The organism is Francisella sp. SYW-9 (assembly GCF_008711465.1).
In the GTDB taxonomy this organism is placed as follows: domain Bacteria; phylum Pseudomonadota; class Gammaproteobacteria; order Francisellales; family Francisellaceae; genus Francisella.
This window is the reverse complement of the sequence record NZ_VXKQ01000018.1, coordinates 58,347-83,727: the sequence shown is the minus strand read 5'-3', so window position 1 is coordinate 83,727 and position 25,381 is coordinate 58,347. Positions and strand designations below refer to the sequence as shown.

Here is a 25,381-nt window from a genome sequence, read left to right as displayed (position 1 = left end):
AAATAATTTAATTATGAAGTGTTTAGATTGTAAGCTTGCAAAAAATACTCTTATATATGGTATTATTACGTTAATCATTGTAGTACTTAGTTATAACTTTTTAGATATTAAAGTCGCTACAGCAATACATTCAGGCGACTTTTTCGGTACAAAGATAAGTACACTAGCCTCTTTAATATCTCAGATCACATCATCAAAAGTTTGGGCTGTAGTTGCTTTAATAGTCACAGTGATCTGTATTATCAGATATTTTCGTAAAAAAGTCTCTGACAAACTATATATAATGTCTCTATCTTTAATACTAACCATTATTGTTGCAGGCACTTTAAAGGTTTTACTAGCTAGATATAGACCAGAAATGCTTTTATTTAAAGATCAATATGGTTTTCACTTTTTTTCTTTTAAAAAAGCTTATAATTCTATGCCATCTGGACATACGACTTTATCATTTGCTGGTCTGTTAGCAATTGCTAACTTTTTTGAGAAAAAATACATTACGATAGTTGCTATTATTATAGCAACTATCGTTGCGATAAGTAGAGTGATTGTTCTAGATCATTATGTTTCTGATGTTATATTATCTGCATATATAGGATCATTTTGTTATTTATGGTCAAAAGCCTTTGTCGAAGGTAGACAAGCTACTAAATAAACTCTTTAAAATAAGTCAAAGCTCTTCTATATACATCCTGTTTAAAATAAACTACATGATTTATTGGATACCAATAGCTAACCCAACGCCAATTATCAAATTCTGGTGAGTCATTAGCCTCTAAATCAATATTATTTTCAGAGCTTTTCAATCTTAATAAAAACCATTTTTGTTTTTGTCCAACACATATTGGCTCTTTACCTCTAAGCAGTGAGTCTGGTATATCATACTTATACCAATCTCTTGTTGAAGCTATAACCTCTACATCTTGAGGTCTCAAACCGACTTCTTCATGAAGTTCACGATACATTGCTTGTAATGGAGTCTCTCCAGAAGATACTCCGCCTTGAGGAAATTGCCATGAAGCTCTGTTTCTTCTTTGACCCCAAAAAACTCTATTTTGTTTATTTAATAAAACTATAGCAACATTTGCTCTATACCCACTTTTATCTATCATTATTTAAAGAAATATTTCTTCTTCCTAGTATTTATTCTAAACTAATTTTTAGCAGTTTGTTACTTTTCTAGTTCGAATAATTGAGGTTATAACAAAAGCTATGTTAAATATTTTTAAGACATATTCTAATAAAATTATCATCTACAAGATGATTTTATCTTCTAAGATATACATCTCAGCATAAATAATTTATTATTATTCGAATCATTAATAATGATTTTAAAAGAGAATTTCGTGAACTCTACCTTAAGTGATTTTTTTCTAAAACAAGCAAAGCAAACACCTAATAATATTGCTATTACAGATTTAAATATAGAACTAACATACCACCAAACTGCTAATCAAGTTAAATTTTTAGCACAATACTTACAAGATAAAGGATATGGCCCACAAAGCATAATTTCTATATACAGCTCAAAACGCTATGAAATTATTATAGCTTTTTTAGCTATCTCTAGTATTGGTGCAAGCTGTGTTCAGTTAGACAAATCCTTCCCTCTACCTTTATTAAAAAACATTATTGAGGATACTCAATCAGATTTAATTCTATGTGATGAAATACCCGATATAGAAACTATAGAATGTTTTAACTATATTGATATAATTAGTCAATATGACTCAAAAGATGTAGAAAGATTTAAACACCCTCCTATTAATTCTGAAAAGGGCTTTTGGTTAGTATATTCATCTGGAACTACTGGGAAAAACAAAGGTATAGCAATATCTCATAAGGCAATCTTATCTTCTTATGAAATCAGAGAAACAGTCAAAGCATATGATGAAAATAGTTCTATTGGCTGTAATATTTATTACCTCTGGGAAGCTTTTAGACCTCTGATTAAAGGTGGTCGAACTAATATAATTCCAGATGATGTGCTCTATGACTTCAAAGCACTATCACAATATATTAAAGATAAAAAAATTAATGAAATACTCTTTACACCATCATATTTAGAAACATTACTTTCAACATCAAAAGATATTGCCAAAAAAATATTTAAAAATATAGATACTTGCTGGCTAAATGGTGAAGTTGTCTCTAGTTGGTTACAGCATCACTTAGAAGAATTCATGTCTGAAACAGACATTTATAATCTATACTCAATCTCAGAGTGTCATGATGTCGCTACTTATAAACTACATAAAAATGATAAAAATCTAGAAGCTGATGGAATTGTACCTGTAGGACATGTACTACCCAAAGTAGAAGCTATTGTTTTAGATGATAATAAACAAATGATCAAAAATGGCGATAAAGGAGAGGTTTATATCCATGCTATAGGATTAGCTAATGAGTATATAAATAGACCAGATTTAAATAAAGAAAGGTTTGTAGAAGCTAAAGATAGTCCCATAGGTAAACGTCTATATAAAACTGGTGACCATGGTAAACTGTCTGACGATGGTCAATTAATTACAATATATGGTCGTTGTGACTATATTATAAAGCTGCGAGGCTATACACTTTCGCTACCTTTCATAGAATCAGTTATCAAAGATAAGCTTGATATCATGCATTGTGTTGTCAATAAAGCTGGTGAGACTCGAATGTCAGAATATCTAGTTGCATATTTAGAAATTCCAAGTGATAAACAACAAGGTTTCCGTGAAAAATGGCAACTTAAAGATAATAAACTTTCTAAAGCACTTTCTGATAAAATCTCTCCTTTCCTAGCACATTACATGCTTCCAAAACATATAGTTCTTCTTGATGAGATCCCTCTAAATAGGTATTCAAACAAATTAGATAGAAATAGTTTAAATCTTGATGACAAAGCTGTTTATGTTGAGCAGAAAATAAAAAATATTGAATCACTAGATGATTATAAATTACTTTGGGCAAATATCCTTAATATCTCAAAAGATGATATTAATTCAGATAGTTGCTTTTTTGAGCTTGGTGGTTCTTCATTATCAACAATGTTACTAATAAGCAAACTTAAAGAACTTGGTTTAGAAGTTAAAATAACTGATTTTATTGCAGCAAGCCAACTTAGTAGTAGCTATAACTTATTATCAGAATCTTCTAATGATTCTGAGCAAAATCTCTCAAAATTAATCATAGATGATATTGATAACTTATTTACAGATTTAAAGCCCAAAATAGCAAATCTGAGACAAGACCCAAAAGAATCATCTAAAAATATACTTCTTACAGGAGTAACCGGCTTTCTAGGATCTCATACTCTTAAAACATTAGTTGCTAATAAAAATATAGAAGCTATTTATTGTTTAGTTCGCGCTGATAGCCAACAACAAGCAGAAACTAGACTAGAAAATATCCTTAAAAAACTCAATATTGAGAAATCTCGTAAAATTGTTTGTCTATTAAGCGATATTTCAGCAAAAGAATTTGGTTGGCAATCAGATAAATATATAGAATATACTAACAAAATTGATACTGTAATTCATACAGCTGCATCTGTTAATTTATTGCTTCCATATAATGCTTTAAGAAGTAGCAATTTTATTGGAACCGCAAATATTATTGATTTTTGTTCTACAAGCAAAGCAAAACATTTAATCCATATATCTACAAATGGTATTTTCCCTTTACATCTAAATAAAAAATTTAGTGAAACTCAAGATATACAATGGCTTGACTCACTACAGTCAGGATATTCTCAAACTAAATGGGCTGCTGAGAAACTAATCCATAATTCAATAAAAGAAGGCTTAAATGCTACAGTACTAAGACTAGGTAATATTTCACCTGTATCTAATAATTATATTAATGATTCAGATACAAATTGGATACTAATTAAAGAAATAAATTCTCAACGAAAAATACCTACTGATATAAATCTAGAAATGACTCCTGTTGATCACATTTCTAAAATTATAGAGCACCTTGTCTTAGAGAAGCATGCTGATAGATATATCTACAATATAACTAACAAGAATTTCCTTAATGCACAAACATTAGCAAAAGTTTCTAATTACGAGATTATTCCTTCAGATACTTGGAGTTAAATCAATTACTGATAATTCTGCTAAATACTTAGCTTCTGACCATGCAAATATTGATGCCTCAATAAACTTATATGATAGGTCAAATTATGAATCACTAATGTCAAAGATAAATATTGATTATCCAGAAATAACCGAAAACTACATAAGTAAGATTTTCCTAGGGAGAAATAATGAATCTACTCAAAGATAAACACATACTAATAGTTGGAGCATCTAGTGGAATGGGTAAAGCTATAGCGGAGCTATGCCTTATTAAAGAAATGAAGATATCTCTATGCTCTCGTCGCAAGGTAAATATCACAGGCGATAATGTTTTTTATCAATCTGTAGATATTCAAGAGCTAAATTCTGTGGAAGATTTTATCGCTAAATCTATAGAAACCTTTGGCGAGTTTGACTATGTAGTCAATTGTGCTGGAGTAATGTACTATCAATGTATAGAAAATAGAAACTACGAAGAGTGGATGAAAACTATAAATACCAATGTGATTGGTTTTACAAATCTACTCTACTCAGTTCTGCCATCGTTAATCAAAAATAAAGGAATGCTTATTAATATAACTTCTGATGCTGCTAGACAAGCTTTCCCAGGCCTAGCAATATATTCTGGATCAAAAGCATTTATGGAATATACTCTAAGAGCCGTGCGTCAAGAATTAATAGATAAAGATGTTAGAGTTATAAATATCCAACCAGGTAATGTTGCAACACCTTTACAAAATATGTCATCAGATAATGATGCTGTTAAGAAATATGCTAGTGATGATACTAAGTGTTTTATAACACCTCAACAAATAGCTGAAACAATAGTATTTGCTATGAATCAACCCAAGAATGTCGCTTTAAATGAAATCCTTATAGAGCCTCAAAAAGAACCAATTAGCGGTTGATAGAAAATCTATAAAATAAATTATTAATTTTGTAGTATCCTTTTTAATTCGCTAAATTATTCTAGATTTCCAAGTAAATTAGAATACAGAGTTCTCACCATATAGATAGTTTGGCAACTGAAATGTATTTAAAGCATAGTCCCCTTTTAGATCAGAAGACTGATCTCCTATTGAAACAAGCACCTTATAACCTAAAGACTCTATATATGCCCTTCTTTCAGCCTTAAAATTTTTAAAATTCTCAGAAGAGTAAGTTGAGATATCTTCTGGAAAGACAAATACATCTTCAAAACCAATATATCCAGCATTCTGTAATGCTTCTTTTGTAGCATCTAAATAAGTTGCAAATCTAGCGCTAATAAAAAATATTTTAATACCTCTCTCTATACAATATTTATAAAAATCCAAAGTTGGCTTTATTGGTTCAGCATTTGTTTTAGCAATCAATTCATCCCAGATACTATGATTTTCCTCTTGAGGGAAACCAACATTTTTAAGTGACTTATAATGATTTAGTGAAGTTTCATCAATATCTAAAACCACGGCACATTTTTGTAAAGATTTTTGTGAATCGACTACTTTTTTTGCTTGCTCAAGAATTTCACTGATTTGATTGCTATGAGCATCACTCTCATAGAAAGAAATAACATTTTGCTTTGTCATTTTAGGATTTACTTTAGACCTAATTCTTTTAATCTCTCGTCTAAAAACATCCCAGCTTGTGGATATTTATCTGATAAATAAACCTCAGATTTTGGATGAATAAAGCATGGCGTTGAAATTCTATCTAAGTTTTCAATTTCACCTTCTGGTTTTACAACTCTATGCTTAGTTGCAATATATTCTCCATGTGTCATTTCTTGTAGCATATCACCAATATTTATAACTAATGACTCACTATCACATGGTACATCAAACCATTTATTACTTACAGGTGATAAAACTTGTAGTCCTGGTGATGAAGCTATTGGCAGTAGAGTAATTAGATTAATATCTTCATGTGCAGCAGCTCTAACAGCTCCTGGCTCTTCATCACCTTGCATAGCTGGATAATGTAGGATTCTAAGTAGTGTATTCTCGTAAGAAACAGTGTCTCTTAATCTTTGAGGAAGCTTACTTGCAACAGCTGGATCCATATGATCATCTATCCACTGTAAAAGTGTTTCACCTAACTCCATCATTTTTTCAAACATTTCACGAGCAGCATTACTTACTTCTGTAGGATATCTACCATTAGGAAAATACAGGTGATAAAAATGCTTAATATCTTTTACAGTTTCACCTTTTGCGACTTCAGAAACATCTTTTGGAAAATAACCATCTTGTTTCTCAACATCAAATATATATTTATTAGCATCACCTGACTTTAAAAAGTCTTGCCACTCTTTATAAACAGTCTGAATAAGGCTCCAATCAATTGGATGAGTCTTAAGTACTGCAAAGCCAGTTTCCTTCAAAGATCTTGTAAATTCTTCGGGCGCATTATCTGCATAATAGTCAACACTACGGATATTCATTATTACTCCATTAATTTTAAGAGAAAATATTAAAAATTCGTTAGCTATTATAACAATAATCACCTACTGTTGCATCTCTTAGATCACCTCAAATAATTCTTTAATTAAAAACTTCATTTCCTTTTATGAAACCTATCCTTGAGTTTTACTAGTTTTTTCCAAAAGTAGATTTCTAGATTATCTAAAAGCTGTGCAAATTTCTTACTAATTGCAATAAATGGTAATAACGCTAGTACTATAAATAATAAGCCAGGTCCAGGAGTAAATAACATAATTACACCTGGAATAAATACTATAAATGATATAACTAACGATAATATTAAAATAAATGGATTAGATAGTTTTCTTCGAGTATATCTATGTAATAGATAAAAGCGTCTACCTCTGTTTACTGTGAAGAATTTCCTAAACTTCAATATAGCACCTATTAATTAGCGTAAAATAAAACTATGGCTGTAATATAAAATTCTATTTTTCTTTTTCTAAAAGAGAAATTACTTCTTTAATTATCATAGGTTTAGCTAAGAAAAAACCCTGGGCTGCATCACACTTAACTTGTCTAAGCAATTTAGCTTGCTGCTGATTTTCTACACCTTCTGCAATCACATACATCCCAAGGGTAGATCCCATTTTTATGATAGCTTCAGTTATTGCAAAACTCTTCTCATCTTTATCAATATCTTTAATAAAACTAATATCTATTTTTAGTATACCTATTGGTAAATCTTTCAAATAACTAAGCGAAGAATGACCCACTCCAAAATCATCAATAGCGTTTGAATAACCTTCTCTTGCTAATTTCGATAATAACTTTATAGCCGTTTTTTTATGACGTATCAAAGCTGTTTCGGTTACTTCAAAACATACTTTCCTATTAGCAATTTTCGAATTTTCAACAATCTTAATCAAACTATCAAACGCTTCTATGTCATCCATATAAGAAGCAGACACATTTAGCGATAATTTTATATTTTCAAATAATTTTGGATACTTTTCTTCACAACTTCTAAACTCTCTAAGAGCTTTATTAAATACTACTTTTGTAAGTTCTTTTATAAGCCCCACTTGCTCAGCAACAACAATAAACTCAGAGGGTGATACTACTCCAAGCTCAGGGTCTCTCCAGCGACATAAAACCTCTACCCCACATATTCTCATTGTTTCAAGGTCATACTGCGGCTGATAGTTTAAAAATAAGGTATCATTAGCTATCGCATCACGTAGCTTATTTTCTATTTTATTTAAGCGTATATATTCTTCTTTTAATTTTTGTGAGAAAAATGAATAACTTGAGCCAGATATCTCTTTTGCATTATAAAGTGCCAAATCAGCATGCTTCGCAAGATCCTCATAGTTTGAACCATCGTTTGGATATATTGCCACACCAATACTTATAGAAATATGGGCATTGCTACCTTTTATCTCTATTGGTTGAGAAAATATTTTGGTAATTTTCTCTATAAATTTAGTTAAATTATGAATAATGCCTTCGTTATCAACCAATAAAACAAACTCATCTCCTCCAAATCTAGATGCTATGCAACCTTTAGGTAAAATGTTTTTGATTTCATTAGCCACTTTTTTTAATAATAAATCACCAATATCATGACCCAAGGTATCATTAACTACTTTAAATTTATCTAAATCACAAAATAAAACTCCAACCTTTTTAGCACCTTGATTTGCATTCGATATAGCATCTATTGTTAATTCCTGAAAAAACGTTTTACTTGCTAGACCTGTTAGATGATCCAAGTTTACTAAGTCTCTGATTTCTTTTTCTGATTCTACTAATGCAAGAGCTTGATCACGAAGCTTCTTCTCAAGAGCCTTATGCTTGTTTATTTCATATGATAAATCAGTAACCTGGTTTAATTGTTTAAAATTAGAAACAAGTCTACTTTTTTCAGATACAAAAAGTATTATAGAAACAGTATCTTCAGCACTATCTTTTGCTGATAATATAGAACCTTCAGTATAGTATCTCTTACCATCTTGAGTAAAACCACCTGTCAATAAATTTAAATTTCGTGAACACTTATTAAGGTACTCTTTAAATTTCTCTTTATCATCTACAGCAAGTATTTTTTTATCATCTATATTCAAAAGAATTGAGTTTGCTTTAGAATTATAGTCAAGAACATTACCATTAATATCTAGTAGTAGAAGAATTGAGTTTGGATTTAATCTCGCTATTATTTCAAAGAAATGATAAATATCTTTTTTCATTTGCCTACAAACCTATAAACTCTCTACCAGTATTATCTTTAGTCTCTTTACTCTTAGGATTTAAATATACAGTCACAAGACACTCTTTATCCCCATTTGCAATAGCTTTATCAATAGATACTTTTGCATAACCTGCAGAATCAGATGCAATGGTACCAAAAACATTTGTAGTCATCATACAAAGTGAAGGTCTATCAATAACTTTTTCAGCAAATGGACATTGTGTATTACCAAAAACAATTTTATCTTCTGTTTCTTCTATTACATAAAATTCGCCTTTGATGCGCTCTTTTAGATCAACAAGTACTTTACTGAGTAACTCTTTGGGAATTTTCTCTAGAGATAAAGCATTTTTATACGTCATGTTAATCTCTTCACCCATTACCTGTCCAACTACAGAAACAAAACCTTTTGAATCTTCTTCTCCTACAGTATCTTGCAGAGTACCTGTTAAGTGCCTAATGAGAGTTCTTAGAAAACCATCTCTTTCTAAAGGAATATTCATTTTTTGAATATCTTTCATGATCTAACCCCTTATTTTCCCCTAGCAGTCAACTACATTATACTCAAATATAAATATAAATGTATATAGGTACCCTTCTACAAAAGTTCTTAAAATAATATTAATAAACCTAGAAATTCAAAAAAACTAATGATTTACCCTCGTGGATGATGTTTTTGATATATTTCTTGTAAACGATTTTGTGATATATGTGTGTATATTGTTGTTGTAGATACACTACTATGACCAAGAAGTAACTGTACAGATCTCAAATCGGCACCATGATTAAGTAAATGAGTCGCAAAAGCATGTCTTAAGGTATGTGGCGATATCTGTGTGCTCATTCCTGCTGTAAGAGCATAACTTTTTATACGATGCCAAAATGATTGGCGTGTCATTCTTCTAGAATGCTGACTAATAAAGATCGCCTTTTCTTTGAAATTTTTAGCTAAATTAGGGCGAGATTCTGTAAAGTATTTCTGTAAAAACTCCAAAGCATATTCTCCCATTGGGACAATCCTTTCTTTTGAGCCTTTACCTAATACTTGAATCACTCCAATATTAATATCAACATTTTCAACATCTAGACCAACTAGCTCACTAACACGTAACCCAGTTGCATACATTAGTTCAAGCATTGCTCTATCACGAATTCCAATATCTAGAGTTAAATCAGGTGCTTGCAATAATGCTTCAACGTCAGCTTCTGTCATATCTTTAGGCAAACTTTTGGCTAACTTTGGCATAGTTAATTTAGCAGTAGGATTACTCTCAGTTTGACCAGACCTAACTAGCCAAGCATAAAATTTACGTAACGTAGATATCATTCTGGCATTAGAACGACTACTATAACCATTTTTAGAACGATATGAGATAAAAGCATATAATTGCTCAAAGTCTAAGCTAACTAAGTCAGCTTTTGAGAAATAATTTTGAAGAAATTTAAGATCTGTACGATACGACGAAATAGTATTTTGACTCAAACCATGTTCAAGCCAAAGATTATCAAGAAAAGCATCAACGACTGTAGACACTTTTTGACTTTCCTAGAATTATACTTTTTCTTTAATTCTAGCAGCTTTACCAGTACGGCCTCTCATGTAGTATAGCTTAGCTCTACGTACATCTGCTTTCTTCTCTACTTTGATACTATCGATCAATGGAGAATGAGTTTGGAAAGTTCTCTCAACACCCATGCCTGAAGACATTTTTCTTACAGTGAAAGCAGAGTGAAGACCTCTGTTTCTTTTTCTAAGAACAAAACCTTTGAAAGCCTGGATTCTTTGCTTATCACCTTCTCTGATCCATAGGTTAACTGTTACAGAGTCACCTGGATTAAATTCTGGAATATCTGTTCTGATTTGTGACTTTTCTACTAGTTCAACAAATTTATTTTTCATTATTATTCTCCTTTTGTGCTTACCTTATCTATTTTATAATCATTTATAATTTGCTTATCTTCTTCAGATAGGCATAGGCACTCTATTAAATCTTTACGACGCTCATAAGTCCTTATTAACTTCTGTTTACGCCTCCATTTTGCTATTTCCTTATGATTACCAGACAACAAAACACTCGGCACTGCATTACCATCTGGTAAAACAGCTGGCTTTGTATAATGTGGGTAGTCTAATAGACCATCATAAAAAGAATCCTCAATAACAGAATCTTTATTACCCAACACTTCTGGTAATAGTCTAATCAGACTATCCATAACAAGCATAGCAGGGAGCTCACCACCACTTAAAACAAAATCACCTACAGAGATTTCCTCATCGACATGATCCTGTATCAGGCGTTCATCAACCCCTTCATATCTACCACAAAGCAGTATTAATGAATCATTTTCTAAAAGCTCTAAAGCCTTCTTATGATTAAATACACCACCTTGAGGTGACAAGTATACTACTTTTGTATTACAACCTAAAGCACTTTTTGCATCTTTAATAGCTTTTGATAAAGGTTCATATTTCATGACCATACCTGCACCACCACCAAAACTAGTATCATCTACAGTGGCATGCTTATCTGTCGTATAGTCACGAGGGTTAAAACAATCTATAGATACTTTAGCATCATTAACTGCCCTAGCTGTAATCCCAAAATCATTTATTGCTTTAAACATTTCTGGAAATATTGATATTATGCCAAATTTCATTTTCATAAGCCTGTAACTAAAACAGCACTAATTGTAGTACTTAAAACGAATAAACACAAATACTTGAGCGATAAAATACACTTTATAGCAACGAATGCACATTAGCGATTAGTATTTTATAAAATCAATAATTAGAAAATAGAACTGTTTGAGCAAAGCGAGTTTTCTATTTTCATTGATTTTAAAATATGATAGCGTAGTGCTAGGCGGTTTTGCATACTTTTTCCGCCATGAAAAAAGTATGTCGCTAATACTTACGCAGTAAGTAGCGAAATATCATTAAGAAATAATTATTGACTAATAATCGTATTCCCAATCAACAACTATTTTCTTTGAATCAAGATCTTCACTAATAATATATTGTTTAACATAAGGAATCAGATATTCAGAAGATTCTTTTTTACAAACTAGAACTTCATTAGCACCAGTTTCTATAAGATCTACAATCTCACCAAAAGAATCATTATTAGCATTTACAACATTACAACCGATAAGATCCTTAAAGTACGCTTCACCATTATCTAACTTAGGTAACGCCTCTTTAGGAACACCAATCAATGCATTAACATATTTTTTCGCTATTTCAGCATCATCAATATTTGCCAGCTTGATGTAAAGCTTATCAGCTCGTCTTAAGACACTCTCGCCTTTAAGTGGTTGCCAAATATTATTTGCTGGCAATTGGATATACCAATCACCATAACTTAAAAGAGTTTCTACTGAACTTGCCAAAGGATACAAATTAAGCTCACCATCAAGCTTATAAGTAGAGCCAATTTTAGCTATTTCTACAAAATCCTGTGACATAAAAGATAATTTTATTATGCAGCTTTCTTAGCTTCTTTGATTAAGCTAGCAACTCTGTCTGAAGGCTGAGCGCCTTTAGCAAGCCAAGCTTCAGCTTTTGCTAAGTCAAGCTTTAATCTTTCTTCACCACCTTTAGCTAATGGGTTAAAGAAACCTAATCTTTCGATAAATCTGCCATCTCTTGGACTTCTTTTATCAGCAACTACGATTCTGTAAAAAGGACGCTTTTTAGCTCCACCACGAGCCATACGAATTACTACCATTTATTGTTCTCCGGTTTTATATTTTTAATCTTATTTAAATATTTAAATTTAACAACCAAGCTTAGCAGCCATAAACTTAGCAAAAATTTATGCAAAAATTTAATAGCAATACTTTAAAGTCTCTCGACTAAAAAGTCAATAGTTGACTTAATATAAACATAAATATATAATACCCCAAGTCGCTGTATTTAACAAACAACTTGCTTGCGACATTAAATAATAAGCTAAAGCGTTTCTACTAATTTTTTAGAAAATTCCTAGAAACCTTTTGGCTAAACAAACTAAAAGGGAACAAAATATGTCAAAAAACTATTTATTCACTTCTGAGTCAGTATCAGAAGGTCATCCAGATAAATTAGCTGATCAAATTTCAGATGCAATATTGGATGAAATTCTTAGACAAGATAAAAATGCGCGCGTAGCATGTGAAACTTTAGTAAAAACAGGTATGGCACTTGTTGCCGGCGAGATTTCAACATCTGCATGGGTAGATATTGAAGAATTAGTTAGAACTGTCATTACAGAAACAGGTTATGATAATGCTAACAAAGGTATTGACGGTAGAACATGTTCGGTTATCAATGCTATCGGTAAACAATCTGGTGATATTGCTCAAGGTGTTGATCGTGGATCTCTAGAAGATCTTGGTGCTGGTGACCAGGGGTTGATGTTTGGTTTTGCAACAAATGAAACACCTACTCTTATGCCTTCAGCTATCTACTATTCTCATCTACTAATGAGAAAGCAAGCAGAGCTTAGAAAGTCAGGTAAATTAAAATGGTTAAGACCAGATGCAAAAGCTCAAGTAACACTTGCTTATGAAAATAATAAACCTAAATTTATTGATACAATTGTTTTATCTACTCAGCATAATGAGTCAGTTTCTCAAAAAGATTTACATGACGCTGTAATCGAAGAGATTGTTAAAGAAGTTATTCCTGCTGATCTAATCACTAAAAACACCAAATATCACATCAATCCAACTGGTGTATTCTTAATTGGCGGTCCTCAAGGTGACTGTGGCCTAACTGGTAGAAAGATTATTGTTGATACTTACGGTGGTGCTGCTCACCATGGTGGTGGTGCATTCTCAGGCAAAGATCCATCAAAAGTAGATCGCTCTGGTGCATATATGGGTAGATACATAGCTAAAAATATCGTTGCTGCTGGTCTAGCAGATAAATGTGAAGTTCAAGTTGCATATGCTATTGGTGTTGCAAAACCTGTATCTTTAATGGTTAATACTTTTGGCACAGGTAAGGTCGAAGATAATACTATTGAAAAACTTGTCAATCAAGTCTTTGATCTTCGAGTTGGTAAGATCATTGAAAACCTAGATCTACTAAATCCAATCTATAGAAAAACTTCTAACTATGGTCATTTCGGACGTGAACTTCCTGAATTTAGTTGGGAGAAAATTGATAAGGCAGATGCCCTTAAATCTCTAGCTAACATTTAATTCTAATACTTTCTCTTATAAGTTTATCTTATTCAACTGTTCTTTTAGATTATAAATACTTTCTTTTTCCCCAATAGAACTAGCTTGAAAAATGATTATAAAAAATCATAACTATATAAATGTAAATATTAGACTTGTGAATTATCTAGATCCAAAACACCATTTCCTAATAAAATCATGCTATTTTAGCAACTGCAGCACCATTCAAATTTATGGGTATCTATTTTCTTTAACTGTTTTGTATATTTCCCGTAGTTGTTACATCTTTCTCACTTTAATTAGTTGCTTATTCAAAAAGTAACATACTAGATATAATATAGCTAAACTAATTAATTTATGTTCTATACTTATGTTCAGTTGGATTATATATGGAGTAGACTCTTGAAAAACTACAATAAGAAACAGAGTAACAGAGAAAATAATAAAATGATATTTTTTAACTACGCTAGCGTACTTGCTTTATAATTTTTCTTAGCTTCAACAAACTCTATTTTTAAATCTTTATATTTCGATTTAATAGCTTTAATATCAGCCTTTGATAAAACATTTTCTTTTTTAGCTTTAAGATACTCTTGCTTAGCATTATACATGTTTTTAACATTCGTAACCAATCGAGTATATTTTTCTTCTATACCAAGATGGAAAGTCTTATTCTTTTTATTTAGAGCCTCATCTAATTTAACTTTAGCCTTTGCAATTTCTATCAGGTGCTTAGGTGTTGTTTTAAGATCATAACACCAGCCTATCTTAGCAAGACCAGCAATAACCCATTTAGAAGGATCTAAATCAAACCATCTAATACCGTTTCTATAGTCGCCAGCAAAAGCATGGTGATAATTATGATAACCTTCACCACCTGTTACAATAGCAGTAATCCAACTATCTCTAGCAGTATTTTTTCTAGAATAAGGCCTTTTACCAATAGTGTGTGCTAAAGAGTTAATACAGAAAGTTGCATGATGCACAAGTATTACTCTTAAGAATCCTCCTAGAAGTAGGAAACTTACAGCACTATGCCAAGCAGCTGTAAAAGTATGACCACTTAAGAATCCAAATATAAATCCAGTCAGTGCAGGTAAGCCAAAACACGCCAATATTGCTAAAATAGTATAGTGTTTGTGCTGAAATACTAAAGCCTTATCTTTTAAAAGATCATTCACACCACGGATCTCTTGCACATCCGCAGTATTATGTCTTAATAGCCACCCAAAGTGCGAGAACCAAAATCCTCTTGTAGCGGCATACGGATCTTTTACAGGATCATCAACATCTTTATGATGTTTTCTATGATCTGAAGACCATTGTATTACACTATTTTGTAGCGCCGCAGTACCAAAAACTAGTAAAAAGTAACTAACAAATTTATTAGCTTTATATGTCTTATGCGACCAAAGTCTATGGTATCCCATAGTGATACTAATACCAGTTATAGCATAAAATATAGCTAAACAAACATAGTCTGAAGCTACAAAGCCGTATGTCATACCGTACCATGGTATTACTATAACAGCAAACAGAGGTATTATTAACAATCCAAAAACACTCTTCCAGACTATACTACCTTCTTTTTCTATTGTTTGGTCTATTTTGTAGACCTCTTTTTTATTATTCATTTAGAACCTTTTTATCCCTTTTTGAATTGAGCCCACTAAATGTGGACTATTGAAAACTTTTTAATTACGGTTGAATGATATCACACATTGATTTTTTTTAGTAGTCCTTTGTAAACATCTTAAATAGATGATCTAGCTCTAACATCTATTTCAAGACCATGATCTATAAAACCATTTACATACCTATAAGCGCCGGCAAGAGCTATCATTGCGCCATTGTCAGTGCAATATTTCATCGGAGGGAAAAACACTTGATAATTATTGTTTTTTGATAGTTTTTCTAATCTTTGACGTAATAGTTTATTTGCACTCACACCACCAGATATCACTAGTTTTTTATTTTTTGTTTGCTTTAATGCTTTATTACATTTTGACACTAAAACATCTATAGCTGCATCTTGAAAAGCATAACAAAGATTTGCTTTATTTTCTTGAGATTTATCTTCTTCTGAATACCATGTGTTTAAAACTGCTGTCTTTAAACCACTAAAACTAAAATCAAGATTAGGCTTGTTTTTCATAGGCCTTGGTAATAAATACTTTTTCTTATCTGTTACCTTTTCTGCCAAATTAGCTACTTCACCCCCTCCAGGATAATCCATACCCAAGAGTTTTGCTGTTTTATCAAATGCTTCACCTGCAGCATCATCTATTGACTCACCAAGTAAACTGTATTGACCAAAACCTCTAACTTCGAATAGCTGCGTATGGCCACCAGAGACCAATAGAGCAACAAAAGGATATTCAATCTCACTATCGGTATCTAAAAGAGGTGAAAGTAAGTGTCCTTCAAGATGATGAATAGCTATAGTATCTATATCATGAATAAATCCTAAAGTTTTAGCAAAAGTTGCTCCAACCATAAGTGCACCAACTAATCCAGGTGTAGCTGTATAAGCTATACAGCCTATATCATCAAAACTAAGTCCTGATTCTTGAAATAATTGCTTAGTAAGAATATTTAACTTTGCAATATGCTCACGTGATGCTAGCTCTGGGACAACACCACCATATTCTTTATGTAAATCTATTTGACTATATAAAGCATCAACAACTATTTTTTTAGAAGATAAATCATAAATAGCAAGCCCAGTCTCATCACATGAACTTTCGATACCCAAAACAAACATTATTTCTTAGTGCCACCACTTGTCTTAGTTATTTGAATAAATTTTGTTATAAAAGATCCTAGTATAAGTCCAATAACAAATGCTATCGACATTAAGACAATAAGTGGCAATGTTGTAGTACCAAAAATATAATCAAAACTAACTGTATCAGTATTCAATATAGATAGCACTACTATAAGAATTATTACTATTCCAAAAAATATCTGCCAAAAGAGTTTCGTTAACATACTAAACATTTACCACAAGTATTAATAAGTACAATATGGCTTATATTATAATTTAAAATGTGTGAATAATAAAATTTTATTTTAGGATAGAAATAATATAGAACAAATTTAGAAATCTAATGATTCAAGAGCATTTCTTAAAGACTCTTCAATATCTTCATTTATGTCTTTCTCAGTTTCTTGAGGCTTGATATTTTCAGCAGAAGTTTCTTCGATATTGAAAGCAGCTGCTGCATCAGTAAATGCTATACCATCTTCAACGCCAAGCTCTTCTCTTATTTTATCAATCTTCTTAGATTCTTTTCTTACAGCTAAACCAGTACCTGTTGGTATTAGTCTTCCGATAAGAACGTTCTCTTTAAGACCTCTTAGTTGATCCACTTGAGAATGTATCGACGCTTCAGTAAGTACTCTTGTTGTCTCTTGGAAAGATGCTGCTGACAAGAATGACTCCGTAGATAGAGAAGATCTTGTAATACCCATAAGAACAAGCTCAAATTCAACTTCTTTCTTATCTTGCTCACGTAAACTATCATTCTCTTCTAAGATTCTAACAAGCTCAATATTTTCATTTTTAACAAACTTACTGTCACCTTCATCAATTACAACAGCCTTTCTTAGCATTTGTCTAACGATTGTTTCAATATGCTTATCGTTAATTACAACACCTTGCATACGATATACAGATTGAGCTTCAATCAATATATAATCTGCAAATGCTTCTAAGCCTTTATACTGAAGTAAATCATGCGGATCAGTAGGTCCATCTGCTAAAACATCACCTTTAACAACATTTTCACCATCAAAAACAACTAAATGACGAGATTTAGGCAGTAGAATCTCTTCAACAATATGTCCATTATTATCTAAGATCTCAATTCTTTGTTTTTCTTTAGTGTCTCTGTTACCAAGTCTAACCATACCATCACATGGAGAAAGCACAGCAGCTTCTTTAGGGCGTCTTGCTTCAAATAATTCAGCAACACGCGGAAGACCACCTGTAATATCTTTGTTTTTAGATCCTTCTAGAGGAATCTTAGCTACAACATCACCAATTTCTAACTGAGTATCATCAGAAACACTTAGTACCGCACCTACTGCTAAAGATATTGACTTAAGTTCATTACCTTTTTCATCAACAATCTTAACAACTGGTTTCAAGTTCTTAGATGTTGTTCTTTGAGATATAGATGTGATCTCAATAGTTTGTTGACCAGTTAGATCATCATAAGTATGCTTAGATGTTATACCATCTATTACATCCTCAAGAACTACCTTACCAGCAACATCTGTAATTAATGGCTGAGCATGCGGATCCCAAGTAGCAATTACATCACCGATCTCTACAGTTTTACCACTAGCTAAAGGAACATTTGCACCCATTGGGATTTTATGTTGTTCTCTAACACGACCCATAGTATCAGAAACAATAATTTCACTAGCTCTCGAGATTACAATCTCTTGACCTTCTTTGTTAGTTACTGTTCTGATATTTTTGAACTTGATTTTACCAGCTGTTTTAACCTTGATATCAGAAACTGTAACACCTAGAGATGCCGCACCACCTGTATGGAAGGTTCTCATTGTCAACTGAGTACCTGGCTCACCAATTGATTGAGCTGCTATTACACCAACAGATTCACCAACGTTAACCTGTCTTTCACGCGCTAAATCCCTACCATAACACTTAGCACATAGACCTCTACGTGTTTTACAAGTAATTGGAGATCTAACTTTGATCATATCAATACCATTATCATCAAGTAGCTCAACTAGATTTTCATCTAATAAAGTACCCTCTTCTAATAGAACAATACCTTTTTCTGTTACAACATCAGCTGCCAATGTTCTACCAAGAGCTCTCTCTATTAGAGGAACCTTAACTTCACCATCTTCAACGATAGCTGAGAACATTAAGCCTTCATCAGTACCACAATCCTCTTCGATTACAACCAAATCTTGAGCTACGTCAACTAATCTACGAGTTAGATAACCTGCGTTAGCTGTTTTAAGAGCTGTATCTGCTAGACCCTTACGAGCACCGTGAGTAGATGTAAAGTACTGCAATACTGATAAACCTTCTCTAAAGTTCGCTGTAATTGCTGTCTCAATCATCGTACCATCTGGCTTAGCCATTAGACCACGCATACCAGCAAGCTGTCTCATCTGGTTATAAGAGCCCCTAGCACCAGATTTAGCCATCATATAAACTGAGTTAAATGATTCTGTATCTTTTGTTTCACCATTTACAGTAATTGTATCTTTAGATATAGCATCCATCATTGAAGCTCCAACCTCATCAGAAGTTTTACCCCAAATGTTGATGATGTTGTTATATCTTTCATTTTCTGTAATTAATGAAGATTGATACTGTTCTGTAATATGCTTAATTTCTTGTTCAGCTTCTTCTACTTTAGCTTCTTTATCATCAGGAATAGTCATATCATCAATACCAACAGAGATACCAGATAGAGTTGAGTATTTAAAACCTGCATACATTAATTTATCAGCCAAAACTACAGTAGCTTTACCACCTAGCACCCTAAATGCTTGGTTGATAATTTTAGAAATTTCTTTCTTAACTAAAACCTTGTTTAGTAAAGAGAAAGATAAACCTTCAGGTAGTATATTAAGAAGAAGTGCTCTACCAACTGTAGTATTTACAACTCCTTTCTCATTATAAGTATTACCCTTAGTATCAAAAACTTGCCTATCCACTCTTAATTTGATTTTAGCATGAATATCAATAGTTCCTGAACTATAAGCTCTACTTACATCTTCATAACTAGCAAATAATTTACCTTCGCCTTTAGCTCCTTCATTCTCTCTTGTAATATAGTATAAACCTAATACTATATCCTGAGTAGGAGTGATAATTGGTTGGCCAGATGCTGGTGATAAGATGTTGTTTGTTGACATCATTAACACACGCGACTCTAGCTGAGACTCAACAGTTAAAGGTACGTGAACAGCCATTTGGTCACCATCAAAGTCAGCGTTAAATGCCGCACACACTAGAGGGTGTAGCTGTATTGCTTTACCTTCAATTAGTTTAGGTTCAAACGCTTGGATACCTAGTCTATGTAGCGTAGGAGCACGGTTTAGAAGAACAGGATGCTCATTAATAACAACCTCTAAAATATCCCATACCGCCGCTTCTTCAAGCTCAACCATTCTCTTAGCTTGTTTAATAGTAGTAGCATGACCACCTAGTCTTAACTTAGAGTATACAAATGGTTTGAATAACTCTAAAGCCATTTTCTTAGGAAGACCACACTCATGCAGTCTTAAAGATGGGCCTACAGTAATTACTGAACGTCCAGAATAGTCCACACGCTTACCAAGTAGGTTTTGACGGAAACGACCTTGCTTACCTTTAATCATATCAGCTAATGATTTAAGTGGACGCTTGTTAGAACCAGTTACAGCTCTACCACGTCTACCATTATCTAATAACGCATCAACTGACTCTTGAAGCATTCTTTTTTCATTTCTAACAATGATATCTGGAGCATTAAGATCTAATAGCTTTTTAAGTCTATTGTTTCTATTAATTACTCTACGATATAGATCGTTTAAATCAGAAGTTGCAAATCTACCACCTTCGATTGGAACAAGAGGTCTTAAATCTGGTGGAAGAACTGGTAATACTGTCATTACCATCCACTCAGGTTTATTACCCGAAGCTTGGAAAGTTTCAAGAAGTCTTAATCTCTTTATTGCTTTTTCTTTCTTAGCTGTAGATTTACTTTGTGCATACTCTTCTTGTAATATCTCTATTTCAGATTCAATATCTGTATCTGACAATAGATCTCTAATAGCTTCAGCACCCATAGATGCTTCAAACTCATAACCATAATTTTCTAGAGCTTCTGCATACTCCTCATCTGTAAGAAGTTGCTTTTTCTCTAAAGGTGTCATTCCTGGATCAGTAACAATATACGACTCAAAATATAAAACTTTCTCTACATTTTTAAGAGGCATATCCAAGAAAAGACCAATTCTTGAAGGAAGAGATTTCAAGTACCAAATATGTACAACAGGACAAACTAGGTCAATATGCCCCATTCTTTCTCTTCTTACTTTAGTTTGCTCAACTTCAACACCGCAGCGCTCACAAACCACACCACGATGTTTTAAACGCTTATATTTACCACATAAACATTCGTAGTCTTTAACAGGACCAAAGATTTTAGCACAGAATAAACCATCTCTTTCTGGCTTAAACGTTCTATAGTTAATAGTTTCTGGCTTTTTAACTTCACCATGAGACCATGAACGAACAACCTCTGGAGATGCTAAAGATATTTTAATAATATCAAACTTTTTACTATTGTAATTTTGATGTAGGATACCGTTATTCACAGGTAACTCTCCTATACTTTTATTTTAATAACAAAAAATAAGTAGCTTTTTAAGATAGCTTATTCTTCCTCAGATGAATGGTCAAAATCCATATCTATACCCAGTGCTCTAACTTCATTTCTTAGAACATTGAATGATTCTGGAACATCAACACTCATAGTCAACTTACCATCAACTATATTCTTATACATTTTAGATCTACCAGCTATATCATCTGATTTAACTGTTAACATTTCTCTTAGTGTATAAGCAGCACCATATGCTTGTAATGCCCAAACCTCCATCTCACCGAATCTTTGGCCACCAAACTGTGCTTTACCACCTAGAGGCTGCTGCGTAACTAAACTATACGATCCAGTCGATCTAGCATGCATCTTATCATCTACTAAGTGATCAAGCTTCAGCATATACATATAACCAACTGTTACATGTCTATCAAATGCTTGACCTGTACGGCCATCAAAAAGTTTCATCTGACCATTAGTTGCAAAACCACCTATTTTTAATAGAGATTTAATATCTTCTTCTCTAGCACCATCAAATACAGGAGTTGCAATTGGCACACCATCCTTTAAGTTTTCACAAAGCGTTAAAACTTCTTCATCACTTAAAGATTCTAGGTCAACTTTTTTATTACCAACACTATTATAAACCTCTTCAAGGGTTTTTCTTAACTCGGCTGCTTTTCTAGTTTGCTCTAATGTTTTCTCTACTCTCTTGCCAAGGCCATATGAAGCCAAACCTAAGTGAGCCTCAAGAATCTGACCGATATTCATACGTGATGGAATACCTAGAGGGTTTAGACAAACATCTACAGGAGTACCATCTTCCATATATGGCATATCTTCAACAGGTAATACACGAGATACCACACCTTTGTTACCGTGACGGCCAGCCATTTTATCACCTGGCTGAATACGTTTCTTGATAGCAACAAAAACTTTAACTGTTTGAAGTACACCTGGAGATAGTTCATTGCTTTGAGTAATAGATTTTTTCTTAATCTCAAATTTAGCATCAACTGCTATTTTTGCTTCATCATAATATTCTTTAGCTCTTTCAACTCTTTCATTAAGCTTTTCATCCTCAAAAGATATTTCTAACCATTTAGCAAATGGAAGTTTCTCTAAAAACTCCTTAGTTAGAACAGCACCTTTTTTAAGACCTTTTGCTTTTAGAACAGTAGCTCCAACAATATCATTTTCTACTGAAGATCTAACTACAGATTCAATTACAGCAAACTCTTCATCAAAGTCTTTACGAGCCTTGTTTATTTGCTCTTTTTCAATCTGAAGTGCTCTTAAGCTCTTACCACCTTTATCATTTTCAAAAACTTGAACATTGATAACTGTACCAGAAGTACCACTTGGCATTCTTAATGAACTATCAGCAACATTAGAAGCTTTTTCATTAAAGATTGCTCTTAAAAGTCTTTCTTCTGGAGTTAATTGTTGCTCAGCTTTAGGAGTGATCTTAGCTACAAGAATATCACCAGCCTCGACATTAGCACCAATATGTACAATACCAGACTCATCAAGTTTTGCTAAACCTGACTCACTTACATTAGGGATATCTGAAGTTATTTCTTCAGGACCAAGCTTAGTATCACGAGCCACACAAGTAAACTCTTCAATATGTATACTTGTATATTTATCATCTTTTACTATTCTTTCAGATAATAAAATTGAATCCTCAAAGTTATAACCATTCCACGGCATGAAAGCAACCATTAGGTTATGACCAAGAGATAGCTCACCGAAATCAGTAGCAAAACCATCTGCTAGAATATCACCAGCTTCAACTTTATCACCAACATTTACTATTGGGCGCTGGTTAATACAAGTGTTTTTATTTGAACGCTTGAACTTAGTTAAGCTATAGATATCAACTAATTTATTGTCTTTAGACTTGTCAGTATCTACCTTAATTACTATTCTATTTGAATCTACTTCAGCAATTTCACCAGCATTTCTAGCAATGATACAGTTACCAGAATCTCTAGCAACAATCTTCTCCATACCAGTACCAACTAAAGGCTTATCTGCTTTAAGAGTTGGTACAGCTTGACGTTGCATGTTCGCACCCATCAATACCCTGTTAGCATCATCGTGCTCTAGGAAAGGTATTAGTGCAGCAGCAGCTGAAACCATCTGCTTAGCAGAAACATCCATATACTGAACTCTACTAGATTCTGTAAATATTGCTTCACCACCTGAACGACACTGAATAAGATCTTCAACAAAATGATTATCTTTATCAAGTTCTGTAGAAGCTTGTGCAATTACATAGTTATCTTCATCGATAGCTGATAAGTATTCGATCTCATCAGTAACTCTACCATCAACAACTTTTCTATATGGAGCTTCTAAGAAACCAAAATCATTTACTCTAGAATAACTAGCTAGTGAGTTGATAAGACCAATGTTTGGACCCTCTGGAGTCTCAATTGGACATAATCTACCATAGTGAGTTGCGTGAACGTCACGAACCTCAAAACCAGCTCTATCACGTGATAAACCACCTGGGCCTAACGCAGAAATTCTACGTTTGTGCGTAACTTCTGATAATGGGTTATCCTGATCCATAAACTGTGATAACGCACCAGATGTAAAAAACTCTTTAATCGCAGCTGTAATCGGCTTAGAGTTTACGATATCTTTAGGCATAAGCTTATCTTTATGCACTAATGACATGCTTTCACGGATACCTTTTTCTACACGGTAAAGACCTATTCTAAATTGGTTCTCAACCATCTCACCAACAGAGCGCACACGTCTATTACCTAGGTGATCGATATCATCAACTTTACCTTTACCATCACGAATATTAATTAGCTCTTCTAACACGCCAACAATATCACTATTTTCTAAAGTATAAATATCTTTAGAAACTTTATCTGAACCCAATCTAGCATTTAGCTTCATTCTACCAATATCAGATAAGCTATATCTGCTTTCTATAAAGAATAAGCCTTCAAATAATGCTTTAACTGATGCAGCTGCTGGAGGATCTCCAGGTCTTAGTACTTTATAAATTTCAACCAAAGCTTCATCAGTGTTTTTTGTTAGGTCATATTTTAAAGTATCAGAAATATATCTACCTTTCTCAGTAGTTATAAAATCGATAACTTCTAACTTAAGCATGCCAACGCTTACGCATGCTTCTAATAAATTTTCTGTAACATCATCATTCGCATATGCTATAACTTCACCAGTAGCCTCATTAACAATATCTTTTGCTACTCTTAGAGTGCTAACTAGGTCAAAATCTATAGCAATAGAGTCGATGCCTGAATCTTTTATTTTCTTAACATCTCTAGATGTTAATTTCTTGTTTTTCTTAACTACCGTCTTGCCTTGATCATCTATAATATCAAACTTAAGTAGCTCACCTTTCATACTAGGTAAGTCATCCAACTTAAGGGCAAAACCTTTACTATCAAAAGTAATAGTTTTACTATCTGAGAAATTTTCTAATATCTCTTCTTGAGTATATCCAAGAGCCTTTAGAATTACTGTAGCACAGAATTTTCTTTTTCTATCAATTCTAGCCCATACGATGCCTTTTGCATCAAACTCAAAGTCAAGCCAAGATCCTCTATATGGAATAATACGTGCTGAAAATGCACCCTCTTCTGAATCATCTTTACTAAAAAAGACGCCAGGTGATCTATGTAACTGGGACACCACAACTCTTTCAGTACCATTAATAATAAATGTACCGTTTGTTGTCATCAATGGAATATCACCCATGTACACATACTCTTCTCTAATATCTTCTACTATTTTTTCATTTGGAAGAGCTTCTTTATTATATACAACTAACCTTAATTTAACATTTAACGGAGCATCGTAAGTTGCACCACGCACTTGACACTCAGTTTCATCAAAACTAGGCTCACCTATTTGGTAATCAACATAATGAAGTTCATATTGACCATTTTTACTTTCTACCGGGAAAGATTGCTTAAGCACCAATTCAAGACCAGAGTGAAGTCTACCTTTAGCTTCATCAGCATTTAAAAACTTTTTATAAGACTCTGTTTGAATCGAAAGTAAATATGGTACATCTAAGATATGAGGAAGAACCCCAAACTCTTTACGAATTCTTTTTTTCTCAGCGTATGAGTAAGACATCAA

20 protein-coding genes are annotated in these 25,381 nt (G+C 32.9%); 4 read left to right on the top strand and 16 right to left on the bottom strand.

Annotation, left to right across the window (positions count from 1 at the left end; all coding sequences use genetic code 11):
• Window positions 1-13: 13 nt before the first annotated feature.
• Window positions 14-652, top strand: coding sequence for a phosphatase PAP2 family protein (locus F3D62_RS09025; protein ID WP_150467924.1), 639 nt, complete (start codon window positions 14-16; stop codon window positions 650-652).
• On the opposite strand, the gene F3D62_RS09020 is transcribed toward F3D62_RS09025, so the two are convergent.
• On the bottom strand, window positions 645-1,109 hold the full coding sequence (locus tag F3D62_RS09020) for an RNA pyrophosphohydrolase (RefSeq protein WP_150467923.1): 465 nt from the start codon (window positions 1,107-1,109) through the stop codon (window positions 645-647). The two genes, F3D62_RS09025 and F3D62_RS09020, sit on opposite strands and share 8 nt — an antisense overlap.
• A gap of 234 nt (window positions 1,110-1,343) precedes the next feature.
• On the opposite strand from F3D62_RS09020, the gene F3D62_RS09015 reads away from it, so the two are divergent.
• On the top strand, window positions 1,344-4,082 hold the full coding sequence (locus tag F3D62_RS09015; RefSeq protein WP_224732668.1) for a non-ribosomal peptide synthetase: 2,739 nt from the start codon (window positions 1,344-1,346) through the stop codon (window positions 4,080-4,082).
• A 170-nt stretch (window positions 4,083-4,252) separates the two neighbouring features.
• Window positions 4,253-4,972: an SDR family oxidoreductase gene (locus tag F3D62_RS09010; RefSeq protein ID WP_150467922.1), complete on the top strand. Its 720-nt coding sequence runs from the start codon at window positions 4,253-4,255 to the stop codon at window positions 4,970-4,972.
• Window positions 4,973-5,050: 78 nt separating this feature from the next.
• Here the strand turns inward: F3D62_RS09010 and F3D62_RS09005 are convergent, their stop codons facing one another.
• From F3D62_RS09005 to rpsP, 10 genes are all read right to left on the bottom strand, one after another.
• Window positions 5,051-5,635 carry an HAD family acid phosphatase gene (locus F3D62_RS09005; RefSeq protein ID WP_150467921.1) on the bottom strand — a complete coding sequence of 195 codons (585 nt, stop codon included), beginning with the start codon at window positions 5,633-5,635 and terminating at the stop codon, window positions 5,051-5,053.
• Between the two features lie 8 nt (window positions 5,636-5,643).
• Window positions 5,644-6,489: a 2OG-Fe(II) oxygenase family protein gene (locus F3D62_RS09000; protein ID WP_150467920.1), complete on the bottom strand. Its 846-nt coding sequence runs from the start codon at window positions 6,487-6,489 to the stop codon at window positions 5,644-5,646.
• A 113-nt stretch (window positions 6,490-6,602) separates the two neighbouring features.
• On the bottom strand, window positions 6,603-6,905 hold the full coding sequence (locus F3D62_RS08995) for a hypothetical protein (RefSeq protein WP_224732667.1): 303 nt from the start codon (window positions 6,903-6,905) through the stop codon (window positions 6,603-6,605).
• Window positions 6,906-6,957: 52 nt separating this feature from the next.
• Window positions 6,958-8,718, bottom strand: coding sequence for a putative bifunctional diguanylate cyclase/phosphodiesterase (locus F3D62_RS08990; RefSeq protein ID WP_150467918.1), 1,761 nt, complete (start codon window positions 8,716-8,718; stop codon window positions 6,958-6,960).
• A gap of 4 nt (window positions 8,719-8,722) precedes the next feature.
• The gene (locus F3D62_RS08985) at window positions 8,723-9,241 is read right to left on the bottom strand and encodes a methanogen output domain 1-containing protein (protein ID WP_150467917.1); all 519 of its coding nucleotides are present in this window, start codon (window positions 9,239-9,241) and stop codon (window positions 8,723-8,725) included.
• A gap of 134 nt (window positions 9,242-9,375) precedes the next feature.
• The gene (gene xerD / locus F3D62_RS08980) at window positions 9,376-10,254 is read right to left on the bottom strand and encodes a site-specific tyrosine recombinase XerD (RefSeq protein WP_150467916.1); all 879 of its coding nucleotides are present in this window, start codon (window positions 10,252-10,254) and stop codon (window positions 9,376-9,378) included.
• Between the two features lie 18 nt (window positions 10,255-10,272).
• Window positions 10,273-10,620, bottom strand: a complete 348-nt coding sequence (gene rplS / locus F3D62_RS08975; RefSeq protein WP_072713253.1) for a 50S ribosomal protein L19 — start codon at window positions 10,618-10,620, stop codon at window positions 10,273-10,275.
• Between the two features lie 2 nt (window positions 10,621-10,622).
• Window positions 10,623-11,378, bottom strand: coding sequence for a tRNA (guanosine(37)-N1)-methyltransferase TrmD (gene trmD, locus F3D62_RS08970; RefSeq protein ID WP_191092578.1), 756 nt, complete (start codon window positions 11,376-11,378; stop codon window positions 10,623-10,625).
• Between the two features lie 297 nt (window positions 11,379-11,675).
• The gene (gene rimM / locus F3D62_RS08965; protein WP_150467914.1) at window positions 11,676-12,185 is read right to left on the bottom strand and encodes a ribosome maturation factor RimM; all 510 of its coding nucleotides are present in this window, start codon (window positions 12,183-12,185) and stop codon (window positions 11,676-11,678) included.
• Between the two features lie 14 nt (window positions 12,186-12,199).
• Complete coding sequence (gene rpsP, locus F3D62_RS08960; RefSeq protein WP_150467913.1) at window positions 12,200-12,448, bottom strand: 30S ribosomal protein S16; 249 nt, start codon at window positions 12,446-12,448, stop codon at window positions 12,200-12,202.
• Window positions 12,449-12,746: 298 nt separating this feature from the next.
• Between rpsP and metK the strand changes: the two genes are divergently transcribed.
• Window positions 12,747-13,907 carry a methionine adenosyltransferase gene (gene metK / locus F3D62_RS08955; protein WP_150467912.1) on the top strand — a complete coding sequence of 387 codons (1,161 nt, stop codon included), beginning with the start codon at window positions 12,747-12,749 and terminating at the stop codon, window positions 13,905-13,907.
• A 440-nt stretch (window positions 13,908-14,347) separates the two neighbouring features.
• On the opposite strand, the gene F3D62_RS08950 is transcribed toward metK, so the two are convergent.
• The 5 genes from F3D62_RS08950 to rpoB form a co-directional block, all read right to left on the bottom strand.
• Entirely contained in the window at window positions 14,348-15,520 is a 1,173-nt protein-coding gene (locus F3D62_RS08950; protein WP_150467911.1) for a fatty acid desaturase, read from the bottom strand.
• Window positions 15,521-15,639: 119 nt separating this feature from the next.
• Window positions 15,640-16,650, bottom strand: coding sequence for a tRNA (adenosine(37)-N6)-threonylcarbamoyltransferase complex transferase subunit TsaD (tsaD, locus tag F3D62_RS08945; protein WP_150467910.1), 1,011 nt, complete (start codon window positions 16,648-16,650; stop codon window positions 15,640-15,642).
• Window positions 16,650-16,886: a lipopolysaccharide assembly protein LapA domain-containing protein gene (locus F3D62_RS08940; RefSeq protein ID WP_150467909.1), complete on the bottom strand. Its 237-nt coding sequence runs from the start codon at window positions 16,884-16,886 to the stop codon at window positions 16,650-16,652. The genes tsaD and F3D62_RS08940 overlap by 1 nt, the downstream gene beginning before the upstream one ends.
• Before the next feature lie 99 nt (window positions 16,887-16,985).
• Window positions 16,986-21,242: a DNA-directed RNA polymerase subunit beta' gene (rpoC, locus tag F3D62_RS08935; RefSeq protein ID WP_150467908.1), complete on the bottom strand. Its 4,257-nt coding sequence runs from the start codon at window positions 21,240-21,242 to the stop codon at window positions 16,986-16,988.
• A gap of 59 nt (window positions 21,243-21,301) precedes the next feature.
• Entirely contained in the window at window positions 21,302-25,378 is a 4,077-nt protein-coding gene (gene rpoB / locus F3D62_RS08930) for a DNA-directed RNA polymerase subunit beta (protein ID WP_150467907.1), read from the bottom strand.
• Window positions 25,379-25,381: the final 3 nt, after the last annotated feature.